At 59.1% G+C, this 14,339-nt stretch carries 16 protein-coding genes; 6 read left to right on the top strand and 10 right to left on the bottom strand.

Annotated elements, in window-relative coordinates:
- Positions 1-13: 13 nt before the first annotated feature.
- Positions 14-790, bottom strand: a complete 777-nt coding sequence (locus J5M66_RS11480; RefSeq protein WP_024013008.1) for an alpha/beta hydrolase — start codon at positions 788-790, stop codon at positions 14-16.
- A 155-nt stretch (positions 791-945) separates the two neighbouring features.
- On the bottom strand, positions 946-1,851 hold the full coding sequence (locus J5M66_RS11485) for an AraC family transcriptional regulator (protein WP_207809525.1): 906 nt from the start codon (positions 1,849-1,851) through the stop codon (positions 946-948).
- A 126-nt stretch (positions 1,852-1,977) separates the two neighbouring features.
- Between J5M66_RS11485 and rclC the strand changes: the two genes are divergently transcribed.
- Together rclC and J5M66_RS11495 are read left to right on the top strand one after the other, a co-directional pair.
- Positions 1,978-2,553: a reactive chlorine resistance membrane protein RclC gene (rclC, locus tag J5M66_RS11490; protein WP_122507415.1), complete on the top strand. Its 576-nt coding sequence runs from the start codon at positions 1,978-1,980 to the stop codon at positions 2,551-2,553.
- Between the two features lie 30 nt (positions 2,554-2,583).
- Positions 2,584-2,811 carry a DUF2790 domain-containing protein gene (locus tag J5M66_RS11495; RefSeq protein ID WP_136493316.1) on the top strand — a complete coding sequence of 76 codons (228 nt, stop codon included), beginning with the start codon at positions 2,584-2,586 and terminating at the stop codon, positions 2,809-2,811.
- A 1-nt stretch (position 2,812) separates the two neighbouring features.
- Here the strand turns inward: J5M66_RS11495 and J5M66_RS11500 are convergent, their stop codons facing one another.
- Positions 2,813-4,054, bottom strand: a complete 1,242-nt coding sequence (locus J5M66_RS11500; protein ID WP_207809526.1) for an MFS transporter — start codon at positions 4,052-4,054, stop codon at positions 2,813-2,815.
- 118 nt (positions 4,055-4,172) lie between these two features.
- Positions 4,173-5,306, bottom strand: a complete 1,134-nt coding sequence (locus tag J5M66_RS11505; RefSeq protein ID WP_207809528.1) for a lactonase family protein — start codon at positions 5,304-5,306, stop codon at positions 4,173-4,175.
- Between the two features lie 265 nt (positions 5,307-5,571).
- Between J5M66_RS11505 and J5M66_RS11510 the strand changes: the two genes are divergently transcribed.
- Positions 5,572-6,873: an Nramp family divalent metal transporter gene (locus J5M66_RS11510; protein ID WP_024013001.1), complete on the top strand. Its 1,302-nt coding sequence runs from the start codon at positions 5,572-5,574 to the stop codon at positions 6,871-6,873.
- Positions 6,874-6,915: 42 nt separating this feature from the next.
- On the opposite strand, the gene J5M66_RS11515 is transcribed toward J5M66_RS11510, so the two are convergent.
- From J5M66_RS11515 to J5M66_RS11540, 6 genes are all read right to left on the bottom strand, one after another.
- On the bottom strand, positions 6,916-7,719 hold the full coding sequence (locus tag J5M66_RS11515) for a DUF1206 domain-containing protein (protein ID WP_207809530.1): 804 nt from the start codon (positions 7,717-7,719) through the stop codon (positions 6,916-6,918).
- 125 nt (positions 7,720-7,844) lie between these two features.
- Entirely contained in the window at positions 7,845-8,150 is a 306-nt protein-coding gene (locus tag J5M66_RS11520) for a DUF6482 family protein (protein ID WP_016774774.1), read from the bottom strand.
- Between the two features lie 14 nt (positions 8,151-8,164).
- Positions 8,165-8,875 (bottom strand): SDR family oxidoreductase, encoded by a 711-nt coding sequence (locus J5M66_RS11525; RefSeq protein ID WP_207809533.1) that lies wholly within the window; start codon positions 8,873-8,875, stop codon positions 8,165-8,167.
- Entirely contained in the window at positions 8,872-9,414 is a 543-nt protein-coding gene (locus tag J5M66_RS11530) for a DUF3833 domain-containing protein (protein ID WP_207809536.1), read from the bottom strand. Before J5M66_RS11530 ends, J5M66_RS11525 begins: the two co-directional genes overlap by 4 nt.
- Before the next feature lie 45 nt (positions 9,415-9,459).
- The gene (gene folE, locus J5M66_RS11535) at positions 9,460-10,017 is read right to left on the bottom strand and encodes a GTP cyclohydrolase I FolE (protein WP_016774771.1); all 558 of its coding nucleotides are present in this window, start codon (positions 10,015-10,017) and stop codon (positions 9,460-9,462) included.
- Positions 10,018-10,410: 393 nt separating this feature from the next.
- On the bottom strand, positions 10,411-11,361 hold the full coding sequence (locus J5M66_RS11540; RefSeq protein WP_207809538.1) for a LysR family transcriptional regulator: 951 nt from the start codon (positions 11,359-11,361) through the stop codon (positions 10,411-10,413).
- 89 nt (positions 11,362-11,450) lie between these two features.
- Here J5M66_RS11540 and J5M66_RS11545 point away from each other — a divergent pair, with 89 nt between their 5' ends.
- From J5M66_RS11545 to J5M66_RS11555, 3 genes are all read left to right on the top strand, one after another.
- Complete coding sequence (locus tag J5M66_RS11545; protein WP_207809540.1) at positions 11,451-12,269, top strand: NAD(P)H-dependent oxidoreductase; 819 nt, start codon at positions 11,451-11,453, stop codon at positions 12,267-12,269.
- Positions 12,266-12,556 carry a hypothetical protein gene (locus J5M66_RS11550; protein ID WP_207809542.1) on the top strand — a complete coding sequence of 97 codons (291 nt, stop codon included), beginning with the start codon at positions 12,266-12,268 and terminating at the stop codon, positions 12,554-12,556. The genes J5M66_RS11545 and J5M66_RS11550 overlap by 4 nt, the downstream gene beginning before the upstream one ends.
- 284 nt (positions 12,557-12,840) lie before the next feature.
- A complete protein-coding gene (locus J5M66_RS11555) occupies positions 12,841-14,295 on the top strand; it encodes a TrkH family potassium uptake protein (RefSeq protein WP_122698256.1) in 1,455 nt (484 codons plus the stop codon).
- Positions 14,296-14,339: the final 44 nt, after the last annotated feature.

The raw sequence follows: 14,339 nt of genomic DNA on the forward strand, positions 1-14,339 counted from the left end.
ACTCAGCGCTGGATCACTTCGCGGCCGCAGCGGTTTCGATCAGGCTGGCGACGGCTTTCGGGTTGGACACCATCACCACGTGCGAGGCGCCTTTGACCACGACGGTCTGCTTGGAGTGCGCGCGCTCGGCCATGAACGCCAGGGCTTGCGCCGGGATGTTCTTGTCCTGGTCACCGTAGACGAAGTACGACGGCACGGTTTTCCATGCAGGCTCGGTGGCGGCTTCGTTGAGCGCGGCGACGGTCACCGGGCGCTGGGTCGCGGCCATCAACTTCGCATCAGCAGGGGAAACATCGGCAGCGAACTGCTCATGGAATTTGTCCTGCTGGATGTACAAATCCTTGCCACCATCGGCCAGCTCAACCGGGGCCGACAGGGTCGGGCCAAGGGTGCTGCCAGGGAAGCGTCCGGACAATTCGGCTGCGGTTTCACCCTTTTCCGGGGCGAACGCGGCGACGTAAACCAGCGCTTTGACATTGGCATTGCCGTAAGCGGCTTCGCTGATCACCGGGCCACCGTAAGAGTGGCCGACCAACACCACCGGGGTTTTCACGCTGGCCAGCACATCCGCCACCGATTGCGCATCACCCTTGACCGAGCGCAGCGGGTTGGCAGCGGCGATCACCGGGTAGCCATCCTTCTCGAGAATCTTGACCACGCCGTTCCAGCTGCTCGAATCGGCAAAGGCGCCGTGCACCAGTACCACGGTCGGTTTAACGGGGGCGGCGAAGGCGGCGGTGGCACCAAACATGGCGGCGGTAAGGGCGAGGGTAGCGAAGACTTTGTTCATGGTGATGTCCTGTCGATTGATTAAGGTAGGAATGGAAGCGACAGTGGTATTTAGCGCGCTAAATGTGTCAGTTGTGTGTGCGCACGGCCGAACTTCGCATGCGTATGTATCTGGGTTGGCGAAAGCTACATGCTGATACAAAGCGATCCATTCAATCAGATCGCGCGGCGGACTTTGCCCGGGGCCTCGCCGTAGATTTCCTTGAATTTCTTGCTGAAGGCAGCCTGCGACTGATAGCCGACCTGTATGGCAATGTCGTTCAGGCCCAGATGTGAATGGCTCAGCAGACTGAACGCCAGCTCCATGCGCAACTGGGTCAGCAACACCCACGGCGATACGCCAGCGACCCGGGCGAAGGTGCGCATGAACGTTGCACGGGACATGTTCGCGGTGTCGGCCATGGCTTCGATAGTCCATTCGTGCGCCGGGTCGGCCAATATCGCCTGACAGGTGCGGCCGAGGCGCTGGTCGCCGAGGAGCGCCAGGGTACTTTTGTCGTGATCGGCACGCGCCAGGTGCGCACGCAGGATCAAGGTGAACAACGCTTGGGACAGTGAATCGAGGAGGAACCGCGCGCCCGGCTGTTCGCTGTCGGCTTCGCTGCGCAACAGCGCAATCAGGGCGGTCAGCGGCTGATCGACCGGCAGGCCATCGTTGGCAATCAACAGGTAATCGGGGAGGGCAGCGAACAGCATCGACGCGCGGTTGTAATGAAAGCCACCGCAGAGCATGTCCAGATCGGCGCTCGCGCCACCCAGCCGATAGATCGGCAATACCCCGCCGGGAATCAGCGTTGGCGACATCGCAGCTACGTTTTTGCCGGCACTGTGCAGCACATGTGGCGTCCCCCGTGGCAACAACAGAATATCGCCGGCGCGCATTGCCAGGCGTTGTCCGCTGGCCAGTTCAACCCGGCATTCACCTTTAAGCACGATGTGATAGGGCGCCTTGCCCAAGGCTTCCTGTTGATGATCGCGCGCCCAATCGCCTTGAAACTGGCAACGCAGATCGAGGCTGCCGCGCACGTTGGCCAGGCTGATGAGTTTATCGAGCGAGTTCATTGGCACCCATCACGATGGAAATCCGCAAAGTTGAGACGATTGAGCAAGACGTTGAGCATGACCGACAAAAGCGCGATTCGGTAGCACCGCAGACTGACTCCACTTTCATTGATCTGGAGAAGTCGCATGTTCACCTCAATCAACGCCGGACTACAACAGCTCGGCAAACTCGATCGCCTCGGTATCCCGCTGATGCGCGTGGCCATCGCCATCGTCTTCCTGTGGATCGGCGCGCTGAAATTCGTCCCGTACGAAGCCGACAGCATCACGCCCTTCGTCGCCAACAGCCCGGTGATGTCGTTCTTCTACGAACACCCGCAAGACTACAAGGCGCACCTGACCCATGAGGGCGAGCTGAACGCCGACAAGCGCACCTGGCAGACCGCGAACAACACCTACGGCTTTTCCACCGGGCTTGGCGTGGTGGAAATCCTCATCGGTCTGCTGGTCCTGTCCAACCCGCTGTCCCGCCGCACCGGCCTGCTCGGTGGCGCGCTGGCGTTCGCTACGCCGCTGGTGACCCTGAGCTTTCTGGTCACCACGCCTGAAGCCTGGGTCGCTGCGCTGGGCGATGGTCAGCATGGCTTTCCCTATCTGTCCGGCGCCGGACGCCTGGTGCTCAAAGACGTCCTGATGCTCGCCGGAGCGCTGCCGGTCATGGCCGATTCCGCGCGCCAATTGCTGACCGAACGTCAGGCCTGAGTTCCTTCCCCTTTATAGAGAGATCACACGATGAAAACGTTTATTGCTTTGACCCTGACCATCCTCGCCGGCAACGTGTTCGCCGCCACCGAACCTGCACAAACCGGCGTGCCACTGGATATCACCAAAACCATCAGCATCACCGACACCAGCGCCGCCTGCGGAATTGTTCCGGTGGAGGTCGTCTATGAAGACAGTCACGGCCAGCGGCATGTCGCCACTTACAGCGTTTTAGGCGATGGCTGCGGTGGCGATTAGCTCAGGTTTGGCCCATAACTGCAGCGGACTCGAATTGCTCAGTCCGCTGCAGCGTTTCCGGAACGCCGATCAATAGCAGCAGAAACGCTGCCCCTGCAATTGCGGCCAGGGTCAGGAATGCCGCGCTGTAACCGGCGGCCTCGACGACAAATCCGGCCAGCCCATTGCTCAGCGCCGCGCCAAGGCCAAATGCTGTGGTCAGCGCGCCGAGGCTGACATTGAAATGCCCGGAGCCGAGGGTCAGATCCTTGACCATCACCGGGAACAGCGCGCCGAACAGCCCAGCGCCGACGCCGTCGAGCAACTGCACGGCGACCAGCCAGTACGGATCATCCGAGAAGGTGTAGAGCAAGCCACGCAGCGGCAGGATCAGAAAACCCGCCAGCAATAACGGTTTGCGCCCCCAGACATCGGCTTTCGCACCGGCCAGCAGCGCCATCGGCACCATCACCAGTTGCGCGGCGACGATGCACGCCGACGTCAGCGGCGTGGCCATGTGCAAGTTGGCTTGGGCGAGTTTCTGGCTCACCAGCGGCAGCATCGCCGCGTTGGCCAAGTGGAACAGCGCGCAGCACAGGGCAAACATCAGCAACGGGCGATTGCTCAGCAGTACCTTGAATCCGGACGGCTGATGGCTTTGATCGCCAGGCTGGAGGCCGCGCGCGACATCGTGATCAATCGCCTCGGCCGAGACGAACAGCACGGCAATCACGCTGGCCAGCGCCATGACCGCCATCAGATAAAACACCGCCACCGGACCGAACAGATACGCAAACAAACCGGCCAATAACGCCGCGCACGCGTTGCCGGCGTGGTTGAACGTCTCGTTGCGACCGGTACGCCGGGTGAATGCTCGCGGGCCGGTGATGCCCAGGGTGATCGCGGAAATCGCCGGGGCAAAAATAGATGCTGCCGCAGCGCTCAAAGCCTGAGTCAACGCCACCAGACTGAATGACGAAATGAACGGCAGGAGCAGACAACTCACCGTCACCAACAGCGCGGCGATGATGATCAGCGCACGTTTCGCCCGGCTGCTGTCAACCAGCGCACCAGCGGGCGTCTGCGTGACCAGCGCGGCAATGCCGGCGAGGGTCATGACCACACCGATGCTGGCCGGGTCCCAGTGGTGCACGGCGATCAAGTAGATGGCGAGGTACGGCCCGAGGCCGTCGCGGACATCGGCGAGAAAGAAATTCAGACTGTCCAGCGAGCGGTTGTTGCGGCGATCGAGATGGCTGATCACGGTGGGCAGTCTCTTGAAAGTGAGGTCTGCGTAAATGTATCAACCTCGGCAAACCTAATGACCGAAGCGGCGGGGGATTAGTTGCAGAACGGCGGAGCAGTTGCTGCTCCGCAGATATTCATGCGTCAGGCGTTTGCAGTATCTCGATCCACAATGAGCCTTTGCCGGACGCCGCTTCACCGACACGCTTCAGCGCGCCATCCTTGCTCACCGCGTACGTACCGACCTTGGCGCTTTTCTCGCCCGTCACCAGCAGCCAGCGGCCATCTGGGGAGAAGGCGATGTTGCGTGGTTGCTGTTCTTGCACGGGGTAGTTGTCGAGAAACGTGAGTCCCCCTGTTGCCGGATCCACGGCAAATGCCGAAACGCTGCTGCTGGTGCGCTCACTCATCAGCAGCAGTTTTCCATCCGGCGACATGCGCAGGTCGGCAGCCCAGATGCGTGGGGTCGGGTCGTCTTTCAGATCGTTGTTGCGCGCATCACGGACTTCGCCGTGGGCCAGCTTCAATCGCTCGGGAATGCCATTGGCTTCAGCGATTCGGGTCAACGCGCCGCTGGCCTCGTCGATTGAAAACGCCGTCACGGTGCCGCTCATTTCACCGACCACGTAAAGGAATTTGCCGTTGGGCGAGAACGCCAGGTGCCGAGGCCCGGTTTTCTCCGGGACGCTGACCGAGCCGCTGCCGATCGGGCTGAGCTCGCCAGTCTTGGCGTCCAGGCGATATTGCAGCACCTTGTCGGTGCCCAGGTTGCCGGCGTAGGCAAAGCGATTGCTCGGCTCGGTGCGAATCGAATGCGCGTGCAGGCCGGTCGGATAACGCAGGATGTTGGCGGAAGGTTGATGATCCTCGCCGATCTTTTGAACGCTGAGCGCATCGGCGCCGTAGGACGCAGCGAGCAGGTAGCGACCTTTTCGGTCAGTCGACAGATAAGCCATGCTCTCTGCCAGAGGCGCCTGGGTAAACTTTGTCAGGTGCCCGCTTTTGGAGTCGATCTGATAGCCCAAAACCTGGAAAGGCTTGACCCGCAACGCTGCAAACAGCACTTTGCCGTCCGGGGTGAGGGCCATGGGATTGACCTGATCACCGGCCTGAATCTGCTCAACGAGGGTGAGTGCGCCGTTGCTCTGATCGAGGCTATATTGCGAGATCAGACCGTCGCCGGGGCTTGAGATGTAAGCGTAGGTAGCGGCGTTAGCCGTCACGCTCAACGTGGAGGCGAGCGCAGCGATCAAGAGGGTTCCTTTCATCATTTTCAGCCTTATTGTTGTTGTGATCAGTCATCCTATGAGTGATTGGCTGGGCCATCAATGGCTATTTCGTCGGCCTGTAACGTCGCTACGCTTATTTAACATGCTTGTTCTAGATGATTTTGATCAGCGGAAATGATCGGAGAGGGTGGTCGTGATTGAGGTTTGACACATTTCTACATACTCTCCCGTTAGCGTTGTTGTACGACATCCTACCTAATGTGCGCAGTGCAACAACTCTCACAAAAACAATAACGGAGATACCCCTATGACGAGCATGGCTCCACTCGATCATCAGGCCGCCGCAAAACCGCAAAACCTTTTCCTGCGTACGCTGAAACTGCTCGGCCCCGGCATTATTGCCGTGCTGTCGTGGCTCGGTGCGGGCGATCTCATCACGTCTTCAGTGGCCGGTGCGAACTACGGCTACGCCATGATGTGGGTGCTGGCGGTCTCTTTGCTGTTGAGATACTTGATCGTCAACATCATTGCCCGGTTCCAGCTGTGCAATAACCAGGGCATGACCATCCTGCAGGGCTACGCCCAGCTCAACCCGGTGTTTGCCTGGTTCATGCTGGTTTATGCCCTGTTGATGGGGCACTTGATGAACGCCTACATGATCAAGGGGGCAGGGGAGTCGCTGGCGATGCTGTTCAAGATCGATCAGCCATTGCTGTGCTCGGTGGCGGTGGTGCTGGCGGTGTGGATGCTGGTCGGGCGCAACATCTACACGATGATCGAAGGCGTGATGAAGCTGCTGCTGGCGATCATGACCCTGGCGTTCATCGCCTTGGCGGTGATGTCCGGTCCGGATGTCAGCGGCATCATCAAAGGCACCATCGGCTTCAGCATTCCGCCGGACGAAGGCGTGCATGGCGCGTTGCTGGTGGCGGTTTCAGTGATCGGCGCGGTTGCCGGCTCGATCGCCAACTTCGTGCACCCCTATGTCATGCGCCAGAAAGGCTGGACCGGGCCGCAGCACAAGCGCATTCAGCGTAACGATCTGCTGTTTGCGGTGTTCGTCGGGATCATCATCAACCTGGCGATCTGGATCGTCGGCGCGGAAATCCTACGGCCCAACGGCATCGAGGTGAAAACCTTGGGCGATCTGGGCAAGGCGCTGGAAATCTTCTTCGGCCCGATCGGCTGGTACGTGTTCTTCATCGGTGTGTTCGCGACGCTGTTCGCCAGTATTTCAGGCAAGACCACGGCGTTTCCGATGCTGATCACCGATGCCTTCCAGCATGTTCGTCCTGAGCGTCGCGAGAAGTACGGTAAAGAGTTCCATCACGACCCGATGCACAAGTGGTTCATGCTGTTCATTCTGGTCACGCCGCTGATCTGGTCGATGCCGGGCATGCCGGATTTCGTCACCCTGACCATTGGTGTCAGCGCATTGAACATCATTGGTTTGCCGGTGATTTCCCTGGGCTTGCTGATCATGTCCAACCAGAAATCGCTGCTGGACAAGCAGTACCGCAACAACCTGTTTGAAAACATCGCGCTGATGTTTGCTACAGGTCTGGCGCTATGGGTAGCGTTCCAGTTGGGCGTTGATCTGTTTACTTGACGGGAAGCAGTCGAGGGGGCAAACGCCCCCTCGAATCGCCGCTTACAACGGCACATCCATTTCGATCCGGCGCCAGGCCGCTTCGGAAAAGCTGTACACCGAAAACGCGATCAGCCCCAACGCCATCAGCATCAACAGCACGCCGCCTGCCGGCAGATTCTGCAAAGCATCCAGTGCTTCCTTCATGCCGGGTGGATTGGTTGCCTGGTAAACCGAGCCACTGACCGCCATCAACACTGCAATCTCGGTAAACACCACGCCTCGGGCGATCAAGCCAAAGCGCGACACCGGGCGCACGTAACGCATCACTTCGTCATCCGCTTCGAAGTATTTCTCGAACGTGGCCTTCCAGCCTTTGATGATGTGGGCGATACCGACACCCAGCGGGATCAGCGCGATCAGGTAAATCAACAGGTTCGAATGCTCGAACGACAGCAGCTGCGCGAGCAGATCCTTGGTCTTGCCATCGCCGGAGCCGCCCGAACTCCTGAGACCACTCACCAACAGACCCAAGGCAAAGAAGGCCAGCGCCGCATTGACCAGACCGCCGGCGAGCAGACCTGCGCGAATGACCAGGCCTTTGAACTCGCTGCCGTGGTGGTCGACATCGCGGATCGCTTGCAGCGCACGCCAGGCGGCGAAGGCCAGCAGGCCGGCGACCACAACACCAATCAGCACGTAGCCGAAGGGCTGGCTGAGCAATGCTTCAAGGCTCTTGTGGCTGTCTTTCGGTTTGGTGGAGTCGTGCGCCGCCAGCAGCGCGAAGATACCGATGATCAGATACAGAACGCCGCGCGCGGCGTATCCGCCTCGGGCAAGCAGGACAAGTGTGTGTTGAGTGGACATGGGTTTACTTCCAGGGAATCGATGTGAAGCAGACCCGTGGACGGGGCAGGGGTTCGATAAATGCGTCGCCGGTGGGCGACGCGCGCTTTATCAGCCTGCCATTCAGCGCTCGCCTCGCTTCAGCGTCATAACGGCGTGGTCAGCGAAAATGGAATGCGCAGCTCTTCAACCGGCCCTGAATCCCGGCCGCACATTTCGTCGTGCACGCATTGCTGCACCAGTACGCAGGGAAACGCCGGCACGGTTTGCAGCAAGTCGCGAAGGTGGGTGATTGAACGCAGGTGCATTGGCTTGGCCGCGTCATCGAGCAAGGTGAACTGGCCCTGATCTACGCGAATTCTCGCCAGATAAAATCCACCTTCGAGTGACAGCAGCTCCAGTTCGCGAACTTCACTGTTGGCCGCACGTTCGGTGAGGGTTTGCAGATTCATGCTTCACTCCTTGCCTACCAGGGCAGGCGTTCTCCATCGTAGGCGAAGAAATGGCCGCTATCGGCCGGCGTCAGCGTGTCAATCAGACTCAGTAATTGCGCAGCGGCAATGTCTGCCGGGCGGGCGCTTGCGGCTCCGCGAAAAGGTTGCGACAACGGCGAGACCACCGTGCCCGGGTGCAGGCTGAGCAAGCGACTCTGCGGTCGCGTGCGAGAAAGCTCGATGGCGGCGGTCTTGATCAGCATGTTCAGCGCAGCCTTGGAGGCGCGATAGGCGTACCAGCCGCCCAAACGGTTGTCGCCGATGCTGCCGACTTTCGCCGACAGCATCGCCATCGCGCCTTGAGGCGCAAGCAATGGCAGAAAGTCGCGCAGCAGCAATGCCGGCCCCAGCGTGTTGACTTGAAACACGGCCTGCAGCGACTCGGCTTCGATTGCGCTGTAGCTTTTTTCCGGCTTGACTTGGTCGCGATGGAGCAGGCCGGCCGCGTGAATGATCAGGTGAAAGGGCGCTTCGGCTGCCAGTTCGGCGGCGGCGCTGGCGATCGTTTCGGGCTGCTCGAGGTCGAGCTTCGGCACAGTTTTGCGTCCCAGCGTACGGACGCTGGCGCAGCGTGGATCCTGCTTCAAATGTTGGCAAAACGCCGTGCCGAGGGCGCCACTGGCGCCGATCACCAAGGCGCGATAACCGTCGCCGAACGAGGCCAGGGTCAACCCACTGCTCATGGGTTCGCTCCAGCGTTCTGGCGCCGGAAGAACACCGTCACCTGACCGACTTCGAAACCCCACTTGGACATACGGGTGCGGTTGATCAACGTGTCTTCGTCGACCAGGTACATCCAGTCGTCCATGCTCATCTCGTAGGTCGAGTCGTCGACTGGCAGGTTCAGGCGATAACGCCAGTGGAAGGTGTTTCCAGCAATCTGGCCCTGCGCAACTCCGACCACATCGTGCGCGCGACCGCTCCACTGACCATTGCCGCCAGGAGTGAGGGTCCAGACTCGGCGTTCACGGGTGCCGTCGCTGTAAAGAAAACGCTCGTCGAGGATCAGGTTTTCACCTTCACGACGGCTGGCGATATCGACCTCGAAACGCTTGACCACTTCGCCGTTGCGTTTCTGAAACATCCCCCAGGCTTTGACGGGCTGGCTGAAGAACTGCTCCAGACTCAATGCCGGTTGCTGATCCGCATAACGAGCAACATCGACACTGCCGCAGCTTGCAATGCTGAGCGCCAGTCCTAACAGCAGCAGAAATCGGGTCATCTTCCTACTCCTTGTGCTTGTACAGTTAACAGGCTGTGTATAGGCCTAGCGCCGGCCGATGAGCTGGAGAAATTCCTGCCGCGTCGTCGAGCTGTCGCGAAAGGCACCGAGCATGACCGAGGAGGTCATGATCGAATTCTGCTTCTCGACGCCGCGCATCATCATGCACATGTGCCTGGCTTCAATAACCACCGCGACACCGGCAGCATCGGTGATCTGCTGGATCGCCTGAGCAATCTGCCGAGTAAGGTTTTCCTGGATCTGCAGGCGCCGCGCGAACATGTCGACCACCCGCGCCACCTTCGAAAGCCCCAACACCCGGCCAGTGGGGATATACGCCACATGCGCCTTGCCGATAAACGGCAGCATATGGTGCTCACACAGCGAATAGAGCTCGATGTCGCTGACGATCACCATCTCATCGCTCTGCGACTCGAACAGCGCACCGTTGGTGACGTCTTCCAGGCTCATCGCGTATCCGTTGCACAGGTATTGCATCGCCTTGGCGGCGCGCTGGGGCGTGTCCAGCAAACCCTCGCGTTCCGGGTTCTCACCGACGCCAACGAGGATTTCACGGTAATGGCTGGCTAGTAGTGGGCTCATTCGGGTTACTCGTGGCGGTGCGGGTTAAGGACACAGTCGGGTGAAAAGGTTGTACGCATACAGGTTGGCTGTATAGGTTTTATTGAAGATAGGCTGAAAAGGATCAACTGACAACGCATCGGTGATTTTTTTGTGCGGGTTTGGGATTTTAGACAGGACAAACCTGGGGCCAGGTTTGGTGAGTGGCTTGCTTGGGGCCGATGTACGGGCATCTCGGCTGATAGCTGCCGGTGGCGAATGACCGCTGACGGCCAAAAACAGTCATTCAGGTATGCCGATAAAACCATAATCGGCCATAAGTAGATGGATGTAGATTTATTGCCTCAGCGGGCTTGCAAGAGCGAGCCAACCAGCGAGCCTTTGACCTATCGAGTACTCGACACGCTAGCTTGTCTAGACGGGTTTTAAGGTTGCCAGAGTTCTTGGGTTGCCATAATCGGATGCACGAGAATCGGCCACGCGAGTGATGAACTCACGTACCCATTTGAAGCCGGCGTGCCCATCCGACCGCTCATGCCAGAACAAGCCAATCGCAAAACCTTCCACCGGCAATGGAGGGGCTACGCACAGCAGTTGCTCGCTGCGACCGTCTACAAGACGACTTGGAACCAGGGCCACACAATCGGACTGCGCGACCAACTCCGGTACTGGAAGAAATGACGACGCTGAATGAACGACGTTACGCCGCAGCCCGTGCGCTACCAAGGCGTGATCCACCGAGGTAGAGAAGCCTCCGCCGCGCAGTGACACCACGACATGTTCCAGCTGCGCGAACTCATCCACGGTCAGGCCCGCGCGCAGGCTTGGATGCCCACGACGCCCGATGAGCACGTAACTCTCATCATAGAGGTGTTGCGAGTGCAGTGCGGGCGGAACCCCATTCATGTTTATCACGGCCAGGTCCACCTCGCCGCGGGTCATCTGCAGCTCCAGCTGTGGTACGTCCAAGATGCGCAGTGCGATGCGGACACCCGGCGCTTCGCGTCGCATGGCGACAACGAGATGTTTGATCAAAACCGCCTGCACGTAATCCGTGCAGGCGATTGATACCGTCAGGCTCGCCGTCGCGGGCTCGAAATTCAGATGAGTAGTGACCGTCGCCCTTACCTGGTCAAGTGCCTGGCGAAGCGGCACGAGCAGCTCCAAGGCTTTGACGGTGGGCGTCATTCCACGCTGCGCGGGGATCAGAAGAGGGTCGTTGAAGACGTCGCGCAGACGGCTCAACTGAGCGCTGACTGCTGGCTGGCTCAAATGCAGACGGGCGGCAGCCCGGGTCACGTTCTGCTCAATGAGAAGGGCCTCCAACGTCACAAGCAGATTTAGATCAAGGCGTCTGGTATCCATCGATCTTATGTTAGCAGCAAAATTTTGCGATTTCACAGATGGCCCTAGCCCCGCGACACTCCTTCGAAATCACAGCGGAGCCGTCCTTCATGTCGAAAAAAGTACTGATCATCTATGCCCATCCCGAGCCTTCGTCGCTAACGCGGCAACTGGTGGATGTGTCTGTTGAATGCTTGACTGCGCAAGGACACGAGGTCCTGCAATCCGATCTATACGCCATGGGCTGGAAAGCGATATTCGACGAGCACGACTTTCCTCAGCGGGCCAACCCTCAGCGGCTCTCGTTCGGAGCAGAGTCCGCCCACGCCTATCGTCATCGCAGCCAAAGCCCTGACGTGGCGGCGGAGCAAGACAAGGTTCTAGCGGCAGACGTAGTCATCTTCCAGTTTCCGCTCTGGTGGTACGGCATGCCTGCCATCATGAAGGGATGGATAGATCGCGTCTGGGCAGCCGGACTCGCCCACGGCTACAAGGACGCTGGCAACGCCTACCGCTATGGTGACGGCGCTTTCAAAGGCAAGCGGGCCATGTTGTCAGTCGCTGTCGGCGGCCCCGCAGATGACTACTCGCCGCGCGGCATCAACGGACCACTCGAGCAATTGCTGTTTCCGATCACGCACGGCTCGCTCTACTTTCCTGGGTTCGATGTGCTGCCGACGTTCGCCATATACGGCACTGGCAACTTGACCGCCGCAGATGCCGTCGCAGCTAAAGAGGCTTGGCGCACCCGACTCGAGGATTTGTTCACAGATGCGCCAATACCCTTCCGGCCCCAAAACGGTGGGGACTACACTCCCCGCAATGAGCTTAAACCGCATGTGGCCGTGGGCCAGAGCGGCATAATGGCGCACGTCGCGTATGCTGAAACAACCCAGCGCAAGCAGCTGAAAACGGAGGAGGTGACATGAAAACCTTCGTGATTCTGACTCGCCGTGCTGATGGAGCGGCAGAAGACTTCAAGCGGCTGGCGAAACCGGAGGTATTGCAAGTTTGGCAAGGCTTCGCTGGCGGTATCGTGCGCGCAGTTCATGGGCTGGCCGATGGTCCCGGTGCCGCGTTTGAACTGGAGTCCGTCACCTTCGAAGAGGCGCGTGATTACATCGAGGCGCTGCCTTACGTCAAAGGGAATCTGCTGCACGTGCAGTACTGCGCGCTCAAGCCCTTCTCTGATTACGAGAGACTCGTTTCCTCCTGATTAGCGATCAGCGCAGATCAACTCCTGTTTGCACGGCACTGCATGCTGCAGCCAGATTTTACGCGCAGCATGCAGCATCAGGTCGGGACTCGTTTGATGCGAAGAGGGCTGGCACTGGCGGCTTCTGCCGTTTTCGGCCTGTTGCGAAGGCCTGTAATTGACTCATAGCTACGCTTTGACTCCCGCAGCCTGACTGATTGCAGGTCAAAATTTTACGGAGAATTTACGCAGTCTTTATTGAGGGCATCCGATACTGCGCCGCGCTAATTTGGAACGCTATCGTGATGTCCCTCGCAGCAATTCGGCTTATCGGCTTCATCTTGGGTATTTTTCTGATCACCCTGGCGGTAAGCATGGCTATACCCATGATGACGCTGGTGGTCTATGAGCATAGCGACGATCTGTCGGCCTTTCTCTGGTCGAGTCTGATTACCTTCATCTGTGGTCTGCTGTTGATCATGCGAGGGCGTCCGGAGACTGGCAATCTTCGGCCCAGGGACATGTACCTGCTGACTACCGCGAGCTGGGTTGTTGTGTGCGCCTTCGCAGCGTTACCCATGGTTTTCATCAGCGATATCAGCTACACCGATGCGTTCTTTGAAACGATGTCGGGCATCACAACCACTGGCTCGACGGTACTCACCGGTCTGGATAGCGCCTCTCCCGGCTTGTTGATCTGGCGTTCCATGCTGCACTGGCTAGGCGGCATCGGTTTTATCGGCATGGCTGTCGCGATTCTTCCGCTCTTGCGAGTCGGCGGCATGCGTCTTTTCCAGACAGAGTCCTCGGACTGGTCGGAGAAAGTGACACCACGTTCTCATGTCGCAGCCAAGTACATTCTTTTGCTCTATCTGGGCCTGACGGGTATCGGCACTTTGGCGCTCTGGCTCGCAGGAATGACCCCATTCGAAGCGATCAACCACGCAATGTCGTTGATCTCTACCGGCGGGTTCTCGACGTCGGACTCCTCCCTCGGGCACTGGGAGCAGCCAGCAATTCACTGGGTGGCGGTAGTCATCATGATCCTGGGCAGCCTGCCATTCACCTTGTACGTCGCAACCTGTCGGGGCAATCGGCGTGCGCTGATCAGGGATCACCAGGTACGCGGGTTTATTGGATTCCTGCTCGTCACATCGTTGGCAGTAGGTACCTGGCTGTATTTTCACAGCGACTACGGATGGTGGGACGCGTTTCGTATCGTGGCGGTCAATGTGACCTCGGTCGTCACGACCACCGGAATTGCGGTTGGCGACTACACCCTGTGGGGCAGCTTCGCTGTGTTGCTGTTTTTCTATCTGACCTTCGTCGGTGGTTGCTCCGGCTCAACGGCAGGCGGGCTGAAAATCTTCCGTTTTCAGGTGGCTGCCGCGCTTCTGGTCAGCAGCTTGAAGCAGTTGATTCACCCTCGGGCCGTGATTCAGAAAAAATACAACGGCCATCCCATCGACGAGGAGATCGTCCGTTCGCTGCTGACCTTCTCGTTTTTTTTCACCATCACGATTGCCGCCATCGCTTTGGGCCTGGCGCTGATCGGGCTTGATTGGATTACCGCCCTGAGCGGCGCCGCTACGGCGGTGTGTAACGTCGGCCCCGGCCTGGGCACAATCATCGGCCCGGCAGGTAATTTCTCGTCACTGCCCGATGCGGCCAAATGGCTACTCACCGTTGGCATGCTGCTAGGCAGGTTGGAAATCCTGACGGTGTTGGTGCTCGTGACCCCGGTTTTCTGGAGATATTGAGCCAGGCAGTCGTTGGCAGAGACGCCGATCGTTGCCTGTTACGG

Origin of the sequence: Pseudomonas sp. 67(2021) (genome assembly GCF_017491835.1) — a bacterium.
GTDB lineage: Bacteria > Pseudomonadota > Gammaproteobacteria > Pseudomonadales > Pseudomonadaceae > Aquipseudomonas > Aquipseudomonas atacamensis.

What these genes read in the sequence shown, in the direction of transcription:
- J5M66_RS11480 (WP_024013008.1), bottom strand. Translation starts at nt 790, where the DNA reads ATGAACAAAGTCTTCGCTACCCTCGCCCTTACCGCCGCCATGTTTGGT.
- J5M66_RS11485 (WP_207809525.1), bottom strand. Translation starts at nt 1,851, where the DNA reads ATGAACTCGCTCGATAAACTCATCAGCCTGGCCAACGTGCGCGGCAGC.
- rclC (WP_122507415.1), top strand. Translation starts at nt 1,978, where the DNA reads ATGTTCACCTCAATCAACGCCGGACTACAACAGCTCGGCAAACTCGAT.
- J5M66_RS11495 (WP_136493316.1), top strand. Translation starts at nt 2,584, where the DNA reads ATGAAAACGTTTATTGCTTTGACCCTGACCATCCTCGCCGGCAACGTG.
- J5M66_RS11505 (WP_207809528.1), bottom strand. Translation starts at nt 5,306, where the DNA reads ATGATGAAAGGAACCCTCTTGATCGCTGCGCTCGCCTCCACGTTGAGC.
- J5M66_RS11510 (WP_024013001.1), top strand. Translation starts at nt 5,572, where the DNA reads ATGACGAGCATGGCTCCACTCGATCATCAGGCCGCCGCAAAACCGCAA.
- J5M66_RS11515 (WP_207809530.1), bottom strand. Translation starts at nt 7,719, where the DNA reads ATGTCCACTCAACACACACTTGTCCTGCTTGCCCGAGGCGGATACGCC.
- J5M66_RS11520 (WP_016774774.1), bottom strand. Translation starts at nt 8,150, where the DNA reads ATGAATCTGCAAACCCTCACCGAACGTGCGGCCAACAGTGAAGTTCGC.
- J5M66_RS11525 (WP_207809533.1), bottom strand. Translation starts at nt 8,875, where the DNA reads ATGAGCAGTGGGTTGACCCTGGCCTCGTTCGGCGACGGTTATCGCGCC.
- J5M66_RS11530 (WP_207809536.1), bottom strand. Translation starts at nt 9,414, where the DNA reads ATGACCCGATTTCTGCTGCTGTTAGGACTGGCGCTCAGCATTGCAAGC.
- folE (WP_016774771.1), bottom strand. Translation starts at nt 10,017, where the DNA reads ATGAGCCCACTACTAGCCAGCCATTACCGTGAAATCCTCGTTGGCGTC.
- J5M66_RS11540 (WP_207809538.1), bottom strand. Translation starts at nt 11,361, where the DNA reads ATGGATACCAGACGCCTTGATCTAAATCTGCTTGTGACGTTGGAGGCC.
- J5M66_RS11545 (WP_207809540.1), top strand. Translation starts at nt 11,451, where the DNA reads ATGTCGAAAAAAGTACTGATCATCTATGCCCATCCCGAGCCTTCGTCG.
- J5M66_RS11550 (WP_207809542.1), top strand. Translation starts at nt 12,266, where the DNA reads ATGAAAACCTTCGTGATTCTGACTCGCCGTGCTGATGGAGCGGCAGAA.
- J5M66_RS11555 (WP_122698256.1), top strand. Translation starts at nt 12,841, where the DNA reads ATGTCCCTCGCAGCAATTCGGCTTATCGGCTTCATCTTGGGTATTTTT.